Source organism: Curtobacterium poinsettiae, from assembly GCF_025677645.1.
Classification (GTDB): Bacteria; Actinomycetota; Actinomycetes; order Actinomycetales; family Microbacteriaceae; genus Curtobacterium; species Curtobacterium poinsettiae_A.
Window position 1 is genome coordinate 2,596,374 of the sequence record NZ_CP106879.1, and the last position, 20,658, is coordinate 2,617,031.

Annotated in this window: 19 protein-coding genes; 3 read left to right on the forward strand and 16 right to left on the reverse strand. The window is 70.3% G+C overall.

Going from position 1 to position 20,658, the window contains the following annotated elements; translation table 11 throughout:
- Window positions 1-86: 86 nt before the first annotated feature.
- The 5 genes from ruvX to OE229_RS12470 all read right to left on the reverse strand — a co-directional run bounded on the left by ruvX (window position 87) and on the right by OE229_RS12470 (window position 5,778).
- Window positions 87-530: a Holliday junction resolvase RuvX gene (gene ruvX / locus OE229_RS12450; protein WP_171907752.1), complete on the reverse strand. Its 444-nt coding sequence runs from the start codon at window positions 528-530 to the stop codon at window positions 87-89.
- 8 nt (window positions 531-538) lie between these two features.
- Window positions 539-3,196: an alanine--tRNA ligase gene (gene alaS / locus OE229_RS12455; RefSeq protein WP_262138261.1), complete on the reverse strand. Its 2,658-nt coding sequence runs from the start codon at window positions 3,194-3,196 to the stop codon at window positions 539-541.
- A gap of 59 nt (window positions 3,197-3,255) precedes the next feature.
- Window positions 3,256-3,438 carry a hypothetical protein gene (locus OE229_RS12460; protein ID WP_262138263.1) on the reverse strand — a complete coding sequence of 61 codons (183 nt, stop codon included), beginning with the start codon at window positions 3,436-3,438 and terminating at the stop codon, window positions 3,256-3,258.
- 123 nt (window positions 3,439-3,561) lie between these two features.
- Window positions 3,562-4,191 (reverse strand): 30S ribosomal protein S4, encoded by a 630-nt coding sequence (gene rpsD / locus OE229_RS12465; RefSeq protein WP_017887166.1) that lies wholly within the window; start codon window positions 4,189-4,191, stop codon window positions 3,562-3,564.
- A gap of 234 nt (window positions 4,192-4,425) precedes the next feature.
- Complete coding sequence (locus OE229_RS12470; protein ID WP_110891562.1) at window positions 4,426-5,778, reverse strand: replication-associated recombination protein A; 1,353 nt, start codon at window positions 5,776-5,778, stop codon at window positions 4,426-4,428.
- Between the two features lie 129 nt (window positions 5,779-5,907).
- Here OE229_RS12470 and OE229_RS12475 point away from each other — a divergent pair, with 129 nt between their 5' ends.
- The gene (locus OE229_RS12475; protein WP_182067173.1) at window positions 5,908-6,720 is read left to right on the forward strand and encodes a peptidylprolyl isomerase; all 813 of its coding nucleotides are present in this window, start codon (window positions 5,908-5,910) and stop codon (window positions 6,718-6,720) included.
- Between the two features lie 113 nt (window positions 6,721-6,833).
- A complete protein-coding gene (locus OE229_RS12480; protein ID WP_262138265.1) occupies window positions 6,834-8,066 on the forward strand; it encodes a DUF349 domain-containing protein in 1,233 nt (410 codons plus the stop codon).
- A gap of 98 nt (window positions 8,067-8,164) precedes the next feature.
- On the opposite strand, the gene OE229_RS12485 is transcribed toward OE229_RS12480, so the two are convergent.
- Genes OE229_RS12485 through OE229_RS12505 form a run of 5 tightly spaced genes read right to left on the reverse strand, consistent with a single transcriptional unit; the run spans window position 8,165 to window position 11,430 of the window.
- A complete protein-coding gene (locus OE229_RS12485; protein WP_259577987.1) occupies window positions 8,165-9,127 on the reverse strand; it encodes a bifunctional riboflavin kinase/FAD synthetase in 963 nt (320 codons plus the stop codon).
- 8 nt (window positions 9,128-9,135) lie between these two features.
- On the reverse strand, window positions 9,136-9,591 hold the full coding sequence (locus tag OE229_RS12490; protein WP_209134317.1) for a hypothetical protein: 456 nt from the start codon (window positions 9,589-9,591) through the stop codon (window positions 9,136-9,138).
- 45 nt (window positions 9,592-9,636) lie between these two features.
- A complete protein-coding gene (locus OE229_RS12495; RefSeq protein WP_017887160.1) occupies window positions 9,637-10,002 on the reverse strand; it encodes a hypothetical protein in 366 nt (121 codons plus the stop codon).
- Window positions 9,999-10,961, reverse strand: a complete 963-nt coding sequence (gene truB, locus OE229_RS12500) for a tRNA pseudouridine(55) synthase TruB (protein WP_262138267.1) — start codon at window positions 10,959-10,961, stop codon at window positions 9,999-10,001. The genes OE229_RS12495 and truB overlap by 4 nt, the downstream gene beginning before the upstream one ends.
- 22 nt (window positions 10,962-10,983) lie before the next feature.
- Window positions 10,984-11,430, reverse strand: a complete 447-nt coding sequence (locus tag OE229_RS12505; protein WP_051596740.1) for a hypothetical protein — start codon at window positions 11,428-11,430, stop codon at window positions 10,984-10,986.
- A 52-nt stretch (window positions 11,431-11,482) separates the two neighbouring features.
- On the opposite strand from OE229_RS12505, the gene OE229_RS12510 reads away from it, so the two are divergent.
- Window positions 11,483-12,409 (forward strand): HhH-GPD family protein, encoded by a 927-nt coding sequence (locus tag OE229_RS12510; RefSeq protein ID WP_410007315.1) that lies wholly within the window; start codon window positions 11,483-11,485, stop codon window positions 12,407-12,409.
- Here the strand turns inward: OE229_RS12510 and rbfA are convergent.
- The 6 genes from rbfA to ispG form a co-directional block, all read right to left on the reverse strand.
- Window positions 12,406-12,873, reverse strand: a complete 468-nt coding sequence (gene rbfA, locus OE229_RS12515; protein WP_209134315.1) for a 30S ribosome-binding factor RbfA — start codon at window positions 12,871-12,873, stop codon at window positions 12,406-12,408. The two genes, OE229_RS12510 and rbfA, sit on opposite strands and share 4 nt — an antisense overlap.
- Window positions 12,874-12,986: 113 nt before the next feature.
- On the reverse strand, window positions 12,987-15,839 hold the full coding sequence (infB, locus tag OE229_RS12520; protein ID WP_209134314.1) for a translation initiation factor IF-2: 2,853 nt from the start codon (window positions 15,837-15,839) through the stop codon (window positions 12,987-12,989).
- Between the two features lie 74 nt (window positions 15,840-15,913).
- Window positions 15,914-16,225: a YlxR family protein gene (locus tag OE229_RS12525; RefSeq protein WP_182065805.1), complete on the reverse strand. Its 312-nt coding sequence runs from the start codon at window positions 16,223-16,225 to the stop codon at window positions 15,914-15,916.
- A 68-nt stretch (window positions 16,226-16,293) separates the two neighbouring features.
- A complete protein-coding gene (gene nusA, locus OE229_RS12530; protein ID WP_031259736.1) occupies window positions 16,294-17,289 on the reverse strand; it encodes a transcription termination factor NusA in 996 nt (331 codons plus the stop codon).
- A gap of 143 nt (window positions 17,290-17,432) precedes the next feature.
- A complete protein-coding gene (locus OE229_RS12535; protein WP_262138274.1) occupies window positions 17,433-19,184 on the reverse strand; it encodes a proline--tRNA ligase in 1,752 nt (583 codons plus the stop codon).
- Between the two features lie 282 nt (window positions 19,185-19,466).
- Window positions 19,467-20,621, reverse strand: a complete 1,155-nt coding sequence (ispG, locus tag OE229_RS12540) for a flavodoxin-dependent (E)-4-hydroxy-3-methylbut-2-enyl-diphosphate synthase (protein WP_171907786.1) — start codon at window positions 20,619-20,621, stop codon at window positions 19,467-19,469.
- Between the last annotated feature and the right edge of the window lie 37 nt (window positions 20,622-20,658).

A 20,658-nucleotide genomic window follows, 5' to 3' on the forward strand; every position in this document is an offset into this window, starting at 1 on the left:
GGTCTCTCGGTCGGGAACTCCACCTGGGCACCGTCGTCCTCGCAGCTGACGACGAGAGCACCCATGTGCGGTACCGGGCAGCCCTGTCAGGGAAGCGTGGTGCCCGGAGGGGCACCGGCACTGCGCTCGTGGTCGAGCGCGTGTTGCAGAATGATAACAGCGGCTGCTTGGTCGATCACGGCGCGGGACTTCTTCGTGTTCTTGCCGGCCTGGTGCAGCCCTCGCTGGGCGGTCACGGTCGACAACCGTTCGTCGACCAGGCGCACCGGTCGACGCGCCGCGATCCGGGCGGCGAAGACGCGGGCGTCCTCGGTCGACGCCGTGTCCCCACCAGACATCGACAGCGGCAGTCCGACGACGACCTCGAGCACGTCGTACTCGTCCGCGAGCTCGAGGATGCGCCGGAGGTCCTTCGAGTCGTCACGACGGACGGTCTCGACCGGCGTCGCCAGCAGGCCGTCGCGGTCGCACACGGCGACCCCGATCCGGGCGCGTCCGACGTCGACGCCGAGCCGCCGCCCGGACCGGATGCCCACCGTCAGCCCGCGAGCCGTGCGGTCACGGACCGCAGCGCCGCGGGGAGCGCTGCGGCGTCGGTCCCGCCGCCCTGCGCCAGGTCCGGCTTGCCGCCGCCGCCACCACCGAGCACGCCGGCGGCCTCCTTCGCGAGGGGGCCCGCCTGCACGCCCGCAGCACGGGCGGCGTCGTTGGTCGCGACGATCACGATCGGCTTGCCGCCCACGACGGCCCCGAGCACGACGACGGCCGCGCCGTCACCGAGCTGGCCCCGCACGCCGGTGGCGAGCGAGCGCAGGTCGTCGCCGGACTGCAGGCCGTCGACCGTCTCGGCGACCACGGTGGTGGCGCCGACGGTCGTGGCGTTGCGGGCGATGGCGGGCACGCGCTGCTGCAGGTTCGCCGACTCGTACTCGGCGAGCTTCTTCTGGGCGGACCGGAGGTCCTCCATCAGGTTCTGCACGCGGGCCGGCAGGTCGGCACGGGGAGCCTTGAGCGCGCTGGAGAGCTGCGACACGATCGTGCGCTCGACCGCGAGGTCGCGGAACCCCTCGAGCCCGACCAGTGCCTCGACGCGGCGGTTCGTCGAACCGACGCTCGACTCCCCCACCAGGTTGACGAGCCCGATCTGCGCGCTCGAGGCGACGTGTGTGCCACCGCAGAGCTCGCGGGACCACGGGCCGCCGATGTCGACCATGCGGACCTCGGCGCCGTACTTCTCGCCGAACAGGGCCTGCGCCCCGAGGGCCTTCGCCTCGTCGATGGGCAGGATGCGCGTGGAGACCTCGAGGTCGGTGCGGATCGCGGTGTTCACGACCTCCTCGATCTCGGACCGCGTCTCGAGCGAGACCGGCTGCGACCACGAGAAGTCGAGGCGCATGTAGCCGGACTTGTTGTACGACCCGGCCTGCAGCGCCTCCGGTCCGAGTATGTCGCGGAGTGCCGCGTTGACCAGGTGCGTCGCGGAGTGCGCCTGGGTCGCACCGCGGCGGTACTCCGCGTCGACGACGGTGCTCGCGGCGTCGCCGACACCGACCTCGCCGGAGCGGACCTGCACGGTGTGGCTCCACAGTCCGGAGACCGGTCGCTGGACGTCGAGGACCTCGAGGTCGAACCCGTTGCCGACGATCGCCCCCTGGTCGGCGTCCTGGCCGCCCGACTCGGCGTACAGGGAGGTCTCGCCGAGGATGACCTCGGCGATGTCACCAGCGACCGCACGGTCGACGCTCACACCGCCGACGATGATGCCGAGCACGCGCGTCTCGGCCTCGAGGGTGTCGTAGCCGAGGAACGTGGTCTCGCCCTCGGCCCGGAACGCGCTGTAGACGCTCAGGTCGGCGATCGCGGTCTTCTTGCTCTTCGCGTCGGCCTTCGCCCGGGCACGCTGCTCGGACATCAGGGTCTCGAACGCCGTGCGGTCGACGTGGACCCCGGCTTCCTCGGCCATCTCCATCGTCAGGTCGATGGGGAACCCGAAGGTGTCGTGCAGCAGGAACGCCGTGTCGCCGCCGATGGACGGGGCGCCGTCCTGCTTCGCACGTTCGACGGCGACGTCGAGGATCGTCGTGCCCTGCGCCAGGGTCCGGAGGAAGGTCTCTTCTTCCGCGTAGGCGATGCGGGAGATCCGGTCGTAGTCGGACGCCACCTCGGGGTAGGCGTCGCGCATGGCGTCGCGGGACGCCGGGAAGAGCTCGGGGAACGTGGGCGCCTCGACACCGAGCAGGCGCATCGCGCGGACGGTGCGACGGAGCAGACGACGCAGGATGTACCCGCGGCCCTCGTTCGACGGGCTCACGCCGTCGGCGATGAGCATCAGCGAGGAACGGACGTGGTCGGCGATGACGCGCATCCGCACGTCGTCCTCGTGCACGGCGCCGTAGCGTCGGCCGGAGATCTCGGCCGCGCGGTCGAGCACCGGGCGTACCTGGTCGATCTCGTACATGTTGTCGACGCCCTGCTTGATGAAGGCGACGCGCTCGAGCCCCATGCCGGTGTCGATGTTCTTGTTCGGCAGCTCGCCGGTGATCTCGAAGTCGTACTTCGACCGCACGTCGGCGATCTGGTACTGCATGAAGACGAGGTTCCAGATCTCGACGTAGCGGTCGTCGTCTGTCGCCGGGCCGCCGTCGATGCCGTACTCGGGGCCACGGTCGAAGAAGATCTCCGAGCAGGGACCCGCGGGGCCGGGCTGTCCGGTCGACCAGTAGTTGGTGTCCTTGCCGAGGCGCTGGATCCGTTCGTCGGGCAGCGAGGAGTGCTGCTTCCAGAAGCCGATCGCCTCGTCGTCCTCTTCGTAGACGGTGACCCAGAGGTCATCGGGCGAGAAGCCGAGTCCGCCCTCGGTCTCGGGCTTGGTCAGGAACTCCCAGGCGAACTGGATCGCCTGCTCCTTGAAGTAGTCGCCGAACGAGAAGTTGCCGTTCATCTGGAAGAACGTGCCGTGGCGCGGGGTCTTGCCGACCTCTTCGATGTCGTTCGTACGGATGCACTTCTGCACGCTCGTCGCCCGCGGGAACGGCGCCGGGATGAGACCGGTCAGGTACGGGATGAACGGCACCATGCCGGCGACCGTGAAGAGGAGCGACGGGTCGTCCGAGACGAGGGAAGCGGACGGGACGACGGTGTGGCCGCGGTCACCGAAGTACTGGAGCCAACGGCGGCGGATCTCTGCGGTCTGCATGGTGCTTCCTGGGTTCAGGTCGTGGGTGGAGGAGGGTCGTGGCTGCTCGGTCGGAGCGCTCAGACGTCGGTACGGAGCTCGGCCTCGCGCGACCGGTAGCCGTCCGCGACGGCACCCGTGAAGGCCTTCGTCTTGGCGTTCACCTCGGCGAAGAGCCGGGCACCACCGGAGGTCTGGGCGACCCGGTGTGCGACGGCGAACCCGATGACGATGCCGACGGCGACGAAGTACAGCTGCTTCACGGTGCCTCTCCCTCTGTGCACCCGGGCGGTGCATGCCCCGACAAGCTTAGTCGCCGGTGCCGGAACGCCGAACGGCGGGTCGCCCTCGAGAGGACGACCCGCCGTTCGGGTGTGATCAGTGGATCAGCGAGCTGCGTAGTACTCGACGACGAGCTGCACTTCACAGGTCACGGGGACCTCGGCGCGCTTCGGGCGACGCACGAGGCGGGCCTGGAGCTTCTCGATCTCGACCTCGAGGTAGCCCGGGACCTTCGGGAGGACTTCCTGGTGGCCACCGGCAGCGGCGACCTGGAAGGGCTCCATCGACTCGGACTTCGCCTTGACGTGGATCAGCTGGCCCTCCTTGACGCGGAAGGAGGGACGGTCGACGAGCTTGCCGTCGACCAGGATGTGGCGGTGCACGATCAGCTGACGGGCCTGCGCGGTGGTGCGGGCGAAGCCGGCACGGACCACGAGGGCGTCGAGGCGCTGCTCGAGGAGCTCGACCAGGTTCTCACCGGTCAGACCCTTCGTCTTGCGGGCCTCTTCGAAGACGATGCGGAGCTGCTTCTCGCGGATGCCGTACTGGGCGCGCAGACGCTGCTTCTCACGGAGACGGACGGCGTAGTCGCTGTCCGCACGACGGCGCGTACGGCCGTGCTCACCGGGCCCGTAGGGGCGCTTCTCGAGGTAACGGGCAGCCTTCGGCGTCAGCGGGATGCCGAGTGCGCGCGACAGGCGGGTCTTGCTGCGGGTACGTGACTTGGTAGACACAGGGTCCTTTTCTCTGTTCGAACTGAATACTCACCGGAGGCCGGGCACGCGAGTGCCGGTGGCCCCGACGACGGGATCCAGAGGGATGAGCCTGTGGGATCGGACGGCTACAGTCCGAACCTCTGCCCCCGTACCACCGGAGTGGCACTCTGTCATCGACGCAGCCGTGCTCGAAGACCAGGACGTAGGCCCGCCAATGCTAGCAGCATCGGGGCGAGCGCAGAAGCACCGCCACTAGTGTCCGCGTGTGATCTTCCGGAGTCGTTCGAGCCGGGGTCCGACCTCGCGCTCGTAGCCGTTCGCCGTCGGCGTGTAGTACTCGGTGCCCTCGAGGGCGTCGGGCAGGTACTGCTGCTCGGCGACCCCGTGCTCGGCGTCGTGCGAGTAGACGTACCCCTTGCCGTGCCCGAGGCGCTTCGCCCCGGCGTAGTGCGCGTCGCGCAGGTGCATCGGGACCGTGCCCATGCGCCCCGCCTTGACGTCGGCCATCGCCTGGTTCACGCCGTTGTAGGCGGCGTTCGACTTCGGCGCCGTCGCCAGGTACACGACGGCCTCGGCCAGCGGGATCCGTCCCTCGGGCATCCCGATGAGCTGCACGGCCTGGGCCGCGGCGACCGCGATGGGCAGCGCCTGCGGGTCGGCCATGCCGATGTCCTCGGACGCGGAGATGATGATGCGCCGCGCGATGAACCGGGAGTCCTCGCCCGCCTCGATCATCCGGGCGAGGTAGTGCAGGGCGGCGTCGACGTCGCTCCCCCGCACGGACTTGATGAACGCACTGATGACGTCGTAGTGCTCGTCACCCTGGCGGTCGTAGCGCAGCAGGGCCCGGTCGACCGCGGCCGCGACGGTGTCGGCGTCGACGACGGGCACGGTCTCGTCGTCCTCGTCCTGCGCGGCGGTGGCCGACGCCGCCGCGGCCTCGAGCGCGGTGAGCGCACGTCGGGCGTCGCCGGACGCGAGCCGGATGATCGCGCTGCGCGCTTCGTCTCCGAGGACGACGGCACCGCCGAGCCCGCGGGGGTCCTCCACCGCGCGGTCGACGAGCATGCCGAGGTCGGGGTCGGTGAGCGGTTTGAGCGTCAGGAGCAGCGAACGGGACAGCAGCGGCGAGATGACCGAGAACGACGGGTTCTCGGTGGTGGCCGCGATCAGGATCACCCACCCGTTCTCGACCCCGGGCAGCAGCGCGTCCTGCTGGGCCTTGCTGAACCGGTGGATCTCGTCGAGGAACAGCACCGTGGTCGACCCGTACAGGTCACGGTGGGTCAGGGCCTTCTCCATGACCTCGCGCACGTCCTTCACGCCGGCGGTCACGGCGGAGAGCTCGACGAACTCACGACCGGACTGCCGGGCGATGGCCTGTGCCAGCGTGGTCTTGCCGGTGCCGGGTGGGCCCCACAGGATCACGGAGACCCCGCCGGGGTTCTCACGCGTGCCGGTGGCGAGCTGCACCAGGGGCGAACCCCGGCCGAGCAGGTGCTGCTGACCGGCGACCTCGTCGAGGCTGGTGGGGCGCATCCGGACGGCGAGCGGGACGGAACCCTGCGCGAGACCGGCGCGGCCACCCGTGGTGGGCGCGTGCATTCCCGAACGATCCGCTGCCATCCTGCAATCGTAGGCCGGTCCACCGACGCAGGCCGCGCCTCCCGCCAGGTGGTGGTGACCGTTCGGCTACGCTCGTTGCACACTGCGACGAGAGGGCAGACCAGCACCGTGGCACCGAAGAACCCAGCGCGTGACAACCGCGAGGCGCGCGAGCGCCTCCGCCTCTACCAGGCCCGCCAGGGCCTCCACGAGCGGCAGCGACGCCGCCGCGTGCGGGACAACCTGATCGGCGCCGGTGCCCTCGTCCTCGTCGCGGCCCTCGCCACCGGATCGCAGCTCGCCTTCGCCGGGTCGCGGGGCTCGGACGCCCCGTCCCCGACCGCTTCCACGTCGTCGTCGGCCACGCCGTCGGCCAGCGCCACGGCAGGCAACACCGGCGACGTGCCGAGCAAGTCGATCGCGAAGGGCACGACCTGGACCGGCACCCTCACGCTCAACAAGAGCATCGACCTCGGCATCGAGCTGGACGGTGCGAAGGCGCCGCAGGCCACGAGCGTCGAGATCTCGCTGATCCGTGAGCAGTTCTACAACGGCACCACGTGCCACCGGCTCGCCGACAGCGACGGGCTGAAGTTCCTGCAGTGCGGCTCCGCGAACGGCGACGGCACCGGCGACGCCGGCTTCGAGTACGGCCCGCTGGAGAACGTGCCGGAGGACGGCGTCTACGAGAAGGGCACGATCGCGATCGCGCGGTCGGACTCCCCGTACTCGCAGTCGACGCAGTTCTTCATCGTCTACGGGGACACCACACTCGACGGCTCCACGGGGGGCTACACGGTTGTCGGCAAGGTCACGAGCGGTCTGTCCGAGCTCGAGTCGAAGGTCGCCTCGAAGGGCATCGCGTCCCCCGGCAGCGACGGCACCGGTGAGCCGGAGGTGGCGACGAAGATCACCGACGCGACCATCGCGGAGCAGGAGTAGTCCACAACCCGTCGCACCGGTCGGGCGGCGGAGCCCGTCCGTGCAATAGGCTGACGACCTGACCGTGCCGACGGTGACGTCGGCGATGCACGACCACGATCGAGGCGAGACCTGTGGGATCTGACGAAGCAACGACCTGGGGGCGGGTCGACGAGAACGGGACCGTGTACGTCCGGTACGAAGAGACCGAACGTGCTGTCGGTGAGTACCCGGACGCAACCCCTGAAGAAGCCCTCGCCTACTTCGCACGGAAGTACGCCGACCTCGAGGGGCAGGTGAAGATCGCCGAGCAGCGCGTCCAGCGCGGCGCGTCGGCGAACGACGTCGCCCGGACGGTCGAGCACCTGACCGCGCTGGTCGCCGACGCGCGGGTGGTGGGTGACATCAAGTCACTCGAGACCCGCGTGGGCGCACTCGCCGAGCAGCTCGGCTCGCTCACCAAGGAGCAGGCGGAGCAGGCGCAGCAGGCCCTGCAGGACGCTCTGGCGCACCGCACCGCCCTGGTGGAGGAAGCCGAGGCACTCGCCGCGGTGGACCCCGCACGCGCGCAGTGGAAGCAGATCACGGCGCAGCTCGACGACGTGTTCGCGCGCTGGCAGCAGCACCAGCACGACGGACCGCGGATCCCCAAGAACGAGGCGAACGACCTGTGGAAGCGGTTCCGCGCGGCGCGGTCCACCGTCGACCAGCACCGTCGTGCCTTCTACTCCGAGCTGGACGCACAGCACCGTGACGCCCGGACCCGCAAGCAGGAGCTCGTGGCGCAGGCCGAGGCCCTCGCGCCCCGCGGTTCCGATGCGATCCCGGACTACCGCCAGCTGCTCGACGACTGGAAGAACGCCGGGCGTGCCGGCAAGCGTCACGACGACGCACTCTGGGCGCGCTTCAAGGCCGCCGGAGACGTGCTGTTCGAGCAGCGCCACGCCGAGAGCGCAGCCGAGAACGAAGAGTTCTCCGCCAACCTCGAGGCGAAGCAGGCCCTGCTGACCGAGGCTGAGCCGCTCCTGCAGGCGACCGACCGGGTCGCCGCGCGCAAGGCCCTCACCGGCATCCAGCGCCGATGGGACGAGATCGGCAAGGTCCCCCGCGGGGACGTCCGTCGGGTCGAGGACCGGCTGCGTGCCGTCGAGGACCACGTCCGTGGGCTCGAGGACGCGCACTGGAAGGAATCGAACCCGGAGCGCAAGGCCCGTCAGAACGGCCTCGCGAGCCAGCTCGAAGACGCGATCGGCAAGCTCCAGTCCGAACTCGCCGCGGCGCAGGCCACCGGCGACGCCCGGAAGATCAAGGACGCGCAGGAAGCCCTCGACGCCCGCAAGATCTGGCTCGACGCCCTGGGCGGCTGAGCCTCGCACCACGAACGACGCCCCCGTGCCCGATCGGTCACGGGGGCGTCGTCGTACGGGGGAACCAGCAGGGGAACCGAGTCGGCGAGCTCGGCAGGTCAGACCGGCGCGGGCAGTCCGAGCAGCAGCCGGATGTCGAGGTCGTCCTGCCGCATCTGTGCGGCGAGCTCGTCCATCGACGAGAACTTCACCATGCCGCGCACGTACGACACGAAGAGCACCGAGATCCGATCGCCGTACAGGTCGATGTCGACGTCGAGCAGGTGCGCCTCGATCTGCTTCGCCGGGACGCCCTCGAACGTCGGATTGTTGCCGACCGACACCGCTGCCGGGTAGACCGTGCCGTCGTGCAGCACCCGGGCAGCGTAGACGCCGTCGGCGGGGACGAAGCCCTCGCACGCCGGATCGAGGTTCGCGGTGGGGTAGCCCATCGCCCGGCCGCGTTGGTTGCCGTGCACCACGACGCTCCGCACGGCGTGTTCCCGCCCGAGGAGTCGAGCGGCCTCGGCCACGCGGCCCTCGCCCAGGAGCTCACGGATCCAGGTGGAGGACACCCGTCGCTCACCGTCGGGTCGGACGTCGTCGATGAGGTCCACGTCATCGATGAGCTCGACGGTGAAGCCGTGCTGCTCCCCGAGGGCACGCAGCAGCGCGACGTCACCGGCGCCCTTCGCACCGAAGCGGAAGTCGCTGCCGACGAAGACGAGCCGGGCGTGCAGCGTGTCGACGAGGATCTCGGACACGAACGCCTCGGGCGACTTCGACTGCAGTTCCTCGTCGAAGCGGAGCAGCAGGGTCGCGTCGACCCCGGCGTCCTCGAGCAGTTCGCGGCGCTGCGCGGTGCTCGTCAGGGCCGGCGGGACGTGCGGCGGGTCGATGACGTTGAGCGGGTGGCGGTCGAACGTGACGACGGTCGCCACGAGGTCGTGCTCGCGGGCGGCGCGCTCGAGGTGCGCGATGACGGCTCGGTGCCCGACGTGCACGCCGTCGAACTTGCCGATGGTGACGGCGCTCGGCCCGAACCCGTCCGCCACGTCGGCGGTGTCCTCGTAGAACTGCACGGTGGCTCCTACTCGCTCGCCGGGGCGGTGGTGGAGGACGCAGCCGGCGCCGACGGCTCGGTGCCCGCGGTGCGGTGGTGCTTGCGGAGCCACCAGAGCCCGGCGATCGGCAGCACGAGCGGCGCGAAGGCGTAGCCCAACCCGTAGTACGACCAGATGGTGTCGTCCGGGAACAGCTGGCGGTCGAACAGCGACAGCGTGCCGATGACGAGCACGCCGGTCATCTCGAACACGATCGTGACGCAGGCAACCCGGTACCAGAACCGGCCGGGCACGATGAGGGCGATCATGGCGACGATGTAGACGACGGCAGCGACGGCACTGAGCGTGTAGGCGAACGGCGCGAACGAGAACTTCTCGATGATCTGCACGACGCTGCGACCGGTCGCCGCCAGCGCGAGGATGCCGTACACGGCGATGAGGACGCGGCCGATGCCGGTCGCGAGTGAGGATCTGGTCGCCATTGCACCGATTCTACCGACGCGCGGCCGCGCGCATGACCTCCGGCGTCAGTTCAGCGCGAACCAGATCTGGTACATCCGGTAGACCATCACCGCGACGGTGAAGGCCCCGGCACCGAGCACCACGGTGCTCCACTTCGTGCGGTCGATCAGTGCCCACACGACCGCGGCCGGTGGGACGAGCAGCACCGAGACGGCGTACACGCCGAACTCGAGCGCGTTGCCGTCGGGCGGACTGCCCGTCGCCGGGAGCACGATCGAGATGACGCCCTGCACCAGGAGCAGCAGCTCGATGAGCACGAGGGCGCCGACGGTGTAGTCGTTCGGCTTCCACCCGATGAACCCCACGACGACCGCGAAGAGACCCACCACCACGGCGAGCACCAGCTGCACCCACATGAACCACTCGATCACGCGCGCGCTCCGGTCTGCGAGGAGGACGACGCCCCGGGCGTCGGGAAGTTCGTGATGACGCGGAGCAGTCCGCGGCGGACGGAGACGAGGCCGACCAGCCGGTCGTCGGACGCGGCGACCGCGGCGACCGGACCATCCGAGTCGGGGTGCTCGGCCGCCACGCGCTTGCCGTCGGTGAGGTCCTTCGCCGAGGCTGCGTCGAGGGTCACGGACGAGAAGAGTCGCCGGGCGACGTCCGCCGGACGCGCGAGCGCCGCGCGGACGTCGACGGTGTCGTCCTCGAGGTCGATGGCGTCGTGCACGTCAAACGGTCCGACGCGGGTCCGACGGAGGGCGACGAGGTGCGCCCCGGTGCCGAGGGCCGCGCCGACGTCACGGGCGAGCGCGCGGACGTAGGTGCCCGACGAGCAGGTCACGACGACGTCCAGGTCCACCACGGCGACGTCGGTGCCGTCGACGGGGACGGTCCGCTCGTTCCGCGTCGTGACGTCGAACTGCGAGACGGTCACCGTGCGGGACTTCAGCTCCACCGCCTCGCCCTTGCGCGCCAGGTCGTACGCACGGCGCCCGTCGACCTTGATCGCACTGACCGTGGAGGGGACCTGGTCGATCACGCCCCGCTGTGCTGCGACGGCGGTCTCGACGGCGTGGTCCGAGACGTCGGCACCGGCCACACCGACAGCGGCCGTCGGCGTGCCGTCGGCGTCGTCGGAATCCGTCGAGACGCCGAGCCGGATGGTCGCCGTGTAGGTCTTGTCGAGGCCCACCAGGTGCGTCAGCAACCGCGTGGACGGCCCGACGCCGAGCAGCAGCAGCCCGGTGGCCATGGGGTCGAGCGTGCCGGCATGGCCGACCTTCTTCAGGCCGAGGCGCCGACGGGCGATGGAGACCACCCGGTGGCTGGAGATCCCCTGTGGTTTGTCGACGAGGAGGATGCCGTCCGGCGCGGTTTCGAGCACCAGGCGAGATTACCAGCGCCGGTCAGCAGGCGTCGTTCCACTCGCGACGGGGGTGCTCGGGATCGGTGACGTCGAGCACCGCGGAGGCCGCGATCTTCACGTCGGCACGGCGCTCGAGCCGGCCGGACTCCTGCTCCACCCACAGCGACCAGCGCCACAGGGTACGCACCCCGGGGGCCAGGACACCCCGTCCGTGCACGATCAGGACACCGTCACCGGCCCCGGTCGTGCGGAAGGGCGTCACCAGGTCGGACCGCAGCGTGTCCTGGTCGGCGGACGGTGCGGCGGCCGCCATCGCGGAGACCCCGTGCTGCTCGAAACCGGTGACGAGCGCGGCCGCGACCCGCTCGAGGTCGGTGCCGTCCTGCCCGTCGACGCCGATGACGGTGCGGTTCGTGCCGACCTGCGCGATCGCCTCTGCAGCGATCGCAGCCATCGTGTCGGTCTCTTCGGGTGCCCAGCGTGCCATGCGTCCACCGTAGGCTGTCGAGGTGAACGCGAGTCGGGCCTCCAGACCGGATGTGGACAACCCGACCGCGCGACGCGGTGTGCAGGAGCCGGCCACGCCGGAACGGCCCGACATCGCGACCCCGCTGATCGCATGGTTCCGGCAGCAGGCGCGGGACCTGCCGTGGCGCCGCCCCGGCTTCCCCGCGTGGGGGACGCTCGTCAGCGAGATCATGCTGCAGCAGACGCAGGTCGCGCGCGTGGTCCCCCGTCTGGAGGCGTGGCTCACCCGGTGGCCGACGCCTCGCGACCTCGCGGACTCGCCCCCGTCCGAGGCGGTGCGTGCCTGGGACCGGCTCGGCTACCCGAGACGCGCGCTCGCGCTGCACGCGGCAGCGACCGTGATCGCGACCGAGCACGGCAACGTCGTGCCGCGCGACGTCGACGCCCTGCTCGCGCTGCCGGGCATCGGTGACTACACCGCGCGGGCTGTCGCGGTCTTCGCGTACGGCGACCGGCACCCGGTGGTGGACGTCAACGTGCGCCGCGTGCTCGCACGTGCGGTCCTCGGCCAGGGCGAACCCGGGCCGGCGAAGGCGAAGCAGGACCTCCCGCTGATGGAGTCCGTACTGCCGGCGGACCGCGACGACGCAGCCGCCACGAACGCCGCCGTGATGGAGCTCGGCGCGCTCGTGTGCGTGTCCCGCTCCCCCGCCTGCGATGCGTGCCCGATCGCGGACCGCTGCGCCTGGCGTGCGGCCGGGTACCCGGAGCACGACGGGCCGCGGGCTCCGCGGCAGGCGAAGTTCGCCGGCAGTGACCGCCAGGTGCGCGGCCTGATCATGGCCGAGCTGCGCGCCAGCGACGTGCCGGTCAGCCGGTCCGAGATCGAGCCGGTGTGGCCGGACGCCGACCAGCGCGACCGGGCGCTCGCGTCGCTGCTGCGTGACGGACTGGCCGTCGGCGACGACGCGAGCGGCTACCAGCTGCCCGGGGTCTAGGAACGGGCTTCGGCGGAGCCGTCGTCCTCGGCTTCGTCGTTCTCGTCCTCGTCGCGCTTGTACGGGTCGGCGTCGCCGGCGTACGTCGCGCCGACCGACGCGGCTCGGACCTGCTCGTCGCGCACCTGGGCCTGCACGAGCAGGTCCTCCATGTGCGCCGAGGTCTCCGGCAGTGCGTCGGCGATGAACTCGAGCGACGGCGTGAGCCGGGCGGTGATGTTCTTGCCGACCTCGGACCGGAGCATGCCGGTCGCCGCCTTGAGCGCCGCGGCGGAGTCCGCCCGCTCCTCGTCGGTGCCGTACACGGTGTAGAAGATCGACGCGTGCTGCAGGTCACCGGTCACACGGACGTCGGTGATCGTGACGAACCCGAGTCGCGGGTCCCGCAGACCCTTGTCGAGTCGACGAGCGACGACTTCCTTGATGCGGTCCGCCATCTTGCGTGCGCGCTGCGGATCGGCCATTGGGTGCCTCCTGAGGCAGTGGCGGGACGCTTCCCGCCGGTGGTCCTGCGTGGGAAAGGGGTCGGGCCCCGGCCTCCCGCACGGGGAGGCCGGGGCCCAGAGGAGTCACGCGATCAGTCGCGCGGCTTCTCGACGAGTTCGGTCGTCTCGACCTCGTCGCCGATCTGGATGTCGTTGAACTTGCCCAGACCGATACCGGCTTCGAAGTCCGTGCGGACCTCGGTCACGTCGTCCTTGAAGCGACGCAGCGACTCGATGGCCAGGCCATCGGCGATCACCACACCCTCGCGGATGACGCGCGCCTTGGCGTTGCGCGTGATCGTGCCGGAGCGGACGATGACACCCGCGATGTTGCCGAACTTCGAGGAACGGAACACCTCGCGGATCTCGGCGACGCCCGACTGGACCTCTTCGTACTCGGGCTTGAGCATGCCCTTGAGGGACTGCTCGATGTCGTCGAGTGCGTTGTAGATCACCGAGTAGAAGCGCACGTCGATGCCTTCGCGCGCCGCACGCTCACGGGCCTTGACGTCCGGACGGACGTTGAAGCCGATGACGATGGCGTTGTCGATCGTGGCGAGGTCGATGTCCGACTCCGTGATCGCACCGACACCGCGGTGCAGGATGCGGAGCTGGACGCTGTCGTCGACCTCGATGTCCAGGAGCGACTGCTCGAGCGCCTCGACGGCACCGGAGACGTCACCCTTGATGATGAGGTTGAGCGACTCGACCTTGCCCTCTTCGAGCGCACGGGTGAAGTCCTCGAGCGAGATGCGCTTGCGCGACTTCGCCAGCAGGGCGTTGCGCTCGGCGGCCTCACGCTTCTCGGCGATCTGACGCGCCGTGCGGTCCTCTTCGGTGACGAGGAAGGTGTCGCCGGCGCGGGGCACCGAGGACAGACCCTGCACCTGGACCGGGCGGCTCGGCGTCGCGGCCTTGACCGCGACCCCGTTCTCGTCCGTCATCGCACGGACTCGGCCGTAGGCCGTGCCCGCCACGATGGCGTCACCGACGTGGAGCGTGCCGGACTGGATGAGGACCGTGGCGACTGCACCGCGACCCTTGTCGAGCCGGGCCTCGATCGCGACACCACGGGCGTCCTTGTCGGGGTTCGCACGCAGGTCGAGACCGGCGTCCGCGGTGAGCAGCACGGCGTCCAGGAGCTCCTGGATGCCGATGTTCTGCCGCGCCGACACGTCGACGAACATGACGTCGCCGCCGTACTCCTCGGCCACCAGGTTGTACTCGGTGAGCTGCTGGCGGACCTTGGCGGGGTTCGCGCCTTCCTTGTCGATCTTGTTGACCGCGACGACGATCGGCACACCGGCCGACTGCGCGTGGTTCAACGCCTCGATGGTCTGGGGCATGATGCCGTCGTCCGCCGCGACCACGAGGATCGCGATGTCCGTCACCTGGGCACCACGGGCACGCATGGCCGTGAAGGCCTCGTGACCCGGGGTGTCGATGAAGGTGATCGGGCGGTCGATGCCCTCGTGCTGCGCGACGATCTGGTACGCACCGATGTGCTGGGTGATGCCACCGGCCTCGCCCTCGACGACCTTCGAGTTGCGGATCGCGTCGAGGAGGCGGGTCTTGCCGTGGTCGACGTGACCCATGACGGTGACCACCGGCGGCCGCTGCTGCAGCACGTCGTCGTCTTCGTCCTCGAGTTCTGCGTCGAGGTCGATGTCGAAGCCCTCGAGGAGCTCCTTGTCCTCGTCCTCGGGGGAGACGATCTGGATCTTGTAGCCCAGCTCGTCGCCGAGGACCTCGAACGTGGCCTCGTCCAGCGACTCGGTCGCGGTCGCCATCTCACCGAGGTGGAACAGCACCGTCACGAGGTTGCCGGGCATGGCGTCGATCTTGTCCGCGAAGTCCGAGATGCTCGCACCACGACGGAGTCGGACGACCGTGTTGCCGTCGCCGCGAGGGACCTGCACACCGCCGAGCGACGGGGCCTGACGCATCTCGTACTCGGCGCGCTTCGTCCGCTTCGACTTGCGGGCACGGCTCTTGCCGCCACCGCGACCGAACGCACCGGCGGTACCACCACCGGGGCCACGACCACGGCCACCGCCACCGGCGGGACGCGGGCCGCTGAAGGCCGGACGCGGGAAGCCGCCACCGGCACCGCCGCCGGCACCCGGACGGGCACCGGGGCCGCCACGGCCACCACCCTGGCCCGGGCGCTGCCCGAAGCCGTTGGGACGGTTGCCCTGACCGGGACCACCCGGACGCGGAGCACCCGGACGGGGCGTGCCCGGACGCGGGGGCTGCGGACGCGGGATGCCACCGCCACCAGCTGCGCCGGCGGCCGGGCGCTGGCCCATGCCCTGGTTGGACGAGTACGGGTTGTTGCCGGGGCGCGGCGGGCGCGAGCCCATGCCCTGGTTCGACGAGTACGGGTTGTTGCCCGGACGTGCACCGGGCTTCGGGCCACCCGGCTTCGGACCGGCGGCCGCGGGAGCCTTCGGGCTGGTGCCCGGCTTCACGGCGTCGGACTTCGGCGACGCGTCGGTCGACCCGCCTGCCTGCTCGGCGGCCTGCTTCTCAGCGGCCTGCTTCTCGGCGCGGGCCTTCTGCGCGGCCTCTGCCTCGGCCTGTCGCTGCGCGACGGACTTCGGTGCGGCCGGTGCGGGCACGTCGGCAGCGGGTGCTGCCGGGGCCTCGGGCTCGGGAGCCGGTGCCGGACGAGCCGGACCCGGACGGGGGCCGCCGGGCTTGGGTGCACTCGACTTCGGCGCGCTGGCCTTGGCGGGTGCGCTCGGCGCGGAGGCCGAGGCGGCGGGCTTCGCCGCGGGGGCGCCGTCTGCCTGGAGGGCGGCACGGAGCTTCCGTGCCACGGGGGGCTCGATGCTCGAGCTGGCACCCCGGACGAACTCGCCGAGCTCCTTGAGCTTCTCGAGTGCGGTCTTGCTGTCGACGCCGAGTTCGCTTGCGATCTCGTGTACGCGTGGTTTAGCCACTGTTCTCCTTCACGGGCCCCACCCCGTGAAGGGGCAGGACTCAATGGATGACGGGTCTCATTTCGAGCCGCTCATCAGTTGTCCATAAGCCGTTCAGCCTGTTCTGTCATGTCCGGGCGCTCGGTCGGTTCCTGTGGGAGACCGATGATGTGGTCGAGCACCGCGGACGTGTCGGGATCGCGATCCAACCGGAGCGCACGGCGGAAAGCCCTGCGCTTGACGGCCAGATCGTAGGCATCGACGGTCGGTGTGAGCCATGCTCCCCGGCCCGGCATGACTGCCTTCGGATCCGCCACGACACGACCGTCGCTCAGGGCGACGACTCGGAGGAGGGAGGATCGGGAAGCGCGACGGCGACTGCCGATGCACGTTCTGACGGGAACCACTCTACTCCTTGCCTCGGACGTGCGCGATCCGGCGCGCCCTCGCAGGGCGCGCCGGGAGCGAAATCGTCCTAGTCCTCGCCGTCCAGGATGGAGTCCGGCTGGATGTCAATGCGGGCACCGGTGAGCTTCGCGGCCAGGCGGGCGTTCTGCCCCTCCTTGCCGATCGCGAGCGACAGCTGGTAGTCCGGCACGAGCGCGCGGACGGCCTTCGTCGAGGCGTCGAGCACGAACGCACTCGTCACCTTCGCCGGCGACAGGGCGCTCGCGACGAACGACGCCAGGTCGGACGAGTAGTCGACGATGTCGATCTTCTCGGCACCGAGCTCGTTCGTGACGGACCGGACACGTGCGCCGAGCTCGCCGATGCAGGCACCCTTCGCGTTCACGCCCGGCTCGTTCGCCTTGACGGCGATCTTCGTGCGGTGACCGGCCTCGCGGGCGAGCGAGGTGATCTCGACGACACCGGACGCGATCTCCGGGACCTCCAGCGCGAAGAGCTTCCGGACCAGGCCCGGGTGTGTGCGCGACACGGTGATCTGCGGGCCCTTGTTGCCCCGGGCGACGCTCGTCACGTACACGCGGATGCGGGAGCCGTGCGTGTACGACTCCCCCGGCACCTGCTCTTCGGGCGGCAGGATCGCCTCGATCGTGCCGAGGTCGACGTGCACCATCTTCGGGTTCGGGCCCTGCTGGACCACGCCCGCGACGATGTCGCCTTCCTTGCCGCGGAACTCGCCGAGGATCTTGTCGTCGCCGATGTCGCGCAGACGCTGGTTGATGACCTGCTTCGCCGCGAAGGCCGCGATGCGTCCGAAGTCGCTCGGCTGGTCGACGGCTTCGCCGATGACGGTGCCCTCGTCGTCGAGCTCGGGGACGTAGACGCTGACCTCGCCCGACTTCCGGTCGAGCTCCACACGCGACTGCGCGTGGGCCGGCTCGCCGTTCTCGTCGGCGTGCTTCTGGTACGCGGTCAGGATGGCAGATTCGATGATCTGGACGAGCTCGTCGAACGGGATCTCCCGCTCGCGCTCCATGAGTCGCAGGACTGCGAGATCGATCTTCACCGAGGTGCCTCCGTATTCAGATGAGTCGCTCCTGCGGGGTGGAACTGCGCAGAAGTCGGCCACAAGCCTACCCCAGAACCACGAGACGGACTGGAGGCCCGTGGCGGCGTCGCCACGGGCCTCCAGTCCGTCAGGGGTCGCGTCTAGATCGCGCGGACCGCGTCGAGCAGGTCGGCCACCGGCACGTCGCGGCGGTCGCCGGTCGCGCGATCCCACAGCTCGACGACGCCCTCGGCGGCGCCGCGGCCGGCGACGACGACGATCGGCATGCCGAGCAGTTCGGCATCGCGGAGCTTCACGCCGGGCGAGACCTTCGGGCGGTCGTCGTACAGCACGTCGAACCGCTCGCCCTCGAGCTCGGCGACGACCGAGGCCGCCAGATCGTAGGCGACCTGGTCACGGCCCGTGGCGACGATGTGCACGTCGAACGGCGCGACGTTCTTCGGCCAGACCAGGCCCTTCTCGTCGTTGTGGGACTCGGCCAGGATCGCGAGGATGCGGGTCACGCCGATGCCGTACGAGCCCATCGTGACCGTCGCGAGCTTGCCGTTCTCGTCCTGCACCTTGAGACCGAGCGCCTCGGCGTACTTGCGACCGAGCTGGAAGACGTGCCCGATCTCCATGCCGCGCGCGGTCTCGAGCGGACCGGAGCCGTCCGGGGACGGGTCACCGGCCCGGACGTCGGAGACCTCGACGACACCGTCGGCCACGAAGTCACGGCCGGCGACGAGGCCGGAGACGTGCACGCCGCGCTCGTTGGCGCCGGTGATCCAGCTCGTGCCGTCGACCACGCGCGGGTCGACGAAGTAGCGGAGGCCAGTGGCGCTGTCGGCACCGAGGACCTGCGGTCCGATGTAGCCCTTCACCAGGCCCCGGTGCTTCTTGAAGTCATCGTCGCCGGCGGCCTCGACCTCGGCCGGGGCGAAGGACACTTCTGCGCGCTTCAGGTCGACGTCGCGGTCGCCGGGCAGGCCGACGACCACGACCTCGCGTGTGCCGTCGAGGTGGGTGAGCGCGAGGACGACGTTCTTCAGCGTGTCGGCCGCGGTCCACGGGGCGCCCTCGCGGGGCGCGACCTGGTTCGCGTGGGCGACGAGCGTGTCGATCGTCGGGGTGTCCGACGCCGGCAGCAGCACGGGCTCGGGCTGGCCCTCGATCGGCAGCGACTCGGGGACGGGGGTGACGTACGCCTCGACGTTGGCCGCGTAGCCGCCTGCGCTGCGGACGAAGGTGTCCTCGCCGACGCCGATGGGGTGCAGGAACTCCTCGGACTTGGAGCCGCCCATCGCACCGGCGTCGGCCTTGACGATGACGTAGTCGAGGCCGAGGCGGGCGAAGATCTTCTCGTACGCGTCGCGCATGACCTGGTAGCTGCGCTCGAGGCCCTCGTCGGTGAGGTCGAACGAGTACGCGTCCTTCATCGTGAACTCGCGGCCGCGCAGGAGGCCGGCGCGGGGGCGGGCCTCGTCGCGGTACTTGTCCTGGATCTGGAACAGCGTGACCGGCAGGTCCTTGTAGGACGAGTACAGGTCCTTCACCAGGAGGGCGAACATCTCCTCGTGCGTGGGTGCGAGCAGGTAGTCGGAGCCCTTGCGGTCCTGCAGGCGGAACATGCCGTCGCCGTACTCGGTCCAGCGGTTCGTCGCCTCGTACGGTTCGCGCGGCAGCAGCGCCGGGAGCAGGACCTCCTGCGCACCGGCAGCGATCATCTCGTCGCGGATGATCGCCTCGATCTTGGCGCGCACCCGGAGTCCGAGCGGCAGCCAGGCGAAGATCCCCGGGGACTGGCGCCGGACGTAGCCGGCGCGGACGAGCAGCTTGTGGCTCGTCACCTCGGCGTCGGAGGGGTCGTCGCGGAGCGTACGGAGGAACAGATGCGAAAGCCGTGTGACCACGGGGCAAGCCTAGTGGCGGCGGACCGACCGCGCGGGCTCCCTGCGGGGTCCCCCGCCCCGCGCCCCGCGCCGGGCTCGAGCGACGCGGGCGGCACGGTGCGAGGCTCACTCGCTCGTGCGGACCAGCTGCTCCGTGCGCGGCCGCAGGCTCCAGGGAGCGATCAACCCGGCACGGAAGCGCGGAGTCCGCACCGTGCGGTACCAGCGCCGGCACCCCACCACGACGGACCGGAGGCCCGGTGCCAGCTGGCACCGGGCCTCCGGTCCGGAGGGTGGTCGCGCCTACGGCGCCATGATCACCTGGGGCGTACCGGTGGCGGCGGCCGGCCCCATCTCGTCCGCGATGCGGTTCGCCTCGTTGATCAGGGTCTGCACGATCTCGGCCTCTGGCACGGTCTTGACGACCTGGCCCTTGACGAAGATCTGCCCCTTGCCGTTGCCCGAGGCCACGCCCAGGTCAGCCTCGCGCGCCTCACCGGGTCCGTTCACGACGCAGCCCATCACGGCGACACGGAGCGGGACGGTCATGCCCTCGAGCCCCTTCGTGACGTCGTTCGCGAGCTGGTAGACATCGACCTGCGCGCGACCGCAGCTCGGGCAGGAGACGATCTCGAGCTTCCGCTCGCGCAGGTTGAGCGACTGGAGGATCTGCAGGCCGACCTTGACCTCCTGCGCTGGCGGGGCGGAGAGCGACACGCGGATGGTGTCACCGATGCCCTCGGCCAGCAGGATGCCGAACGCGGTGGCGCTCTTGATCGTGCCCTGGAACTCCGGGCCGGCCTCGGTCACGCCGAGGTGCAGCGGCCAGTCGCCGGCGGCGGCGAGCTGCCGGTAGGCCTTGACCATCACGATCGGGTCGTTGTGCTTGACCGAGATCTTGAAGTCGTGGAAGTCGTGCTCCTCGAACAGGGAGGCTTCCCACACCGCGGACTCGACGAGCGCCTCGGGGGTGGCCTTGCCGTACTTCTGCAGCAGGCTCGGCTCGAGCGATCCCGCGTTCACGCCGATCCGGAGGGAGACGCCGGCGTCCTTGGCGGCCTTGGCGATCGCGCCGACCTGGTCGTCGAACTTGCGGATGTTGCCCGGGTTGACCCGGACGGCAGCACAGCCGGCGTCGATCGCCTGGAAGACGTACTTCGGCTGGAAGTGGATGTCGGCGATCACGGGGATCTGCGACTTCTTCGCGATGATCGCCAGCGCGTCGGCATCGTCCTGCGTGGGCACGGCGACCCGGACGATGTCGCAGCCCGACGCCGTGAGTTCGGCGATCTGCTGCAGCGTCGCGTTGATGTTGGTGGTCTGCGTCGTGGTCATCGACTGCACGGACACCGGGGCGTCGCCACCCACGAGCACCTTGCCGACCCGGATCTGCCGCGACTTGCGACGCGGAGCGAGGGTTTCGGGGGACTTGGGCATACCGAGGTTGACTGCGGGCACGTGAGCACTCTACGCGCTCGATCTGACCGTGCTGGGT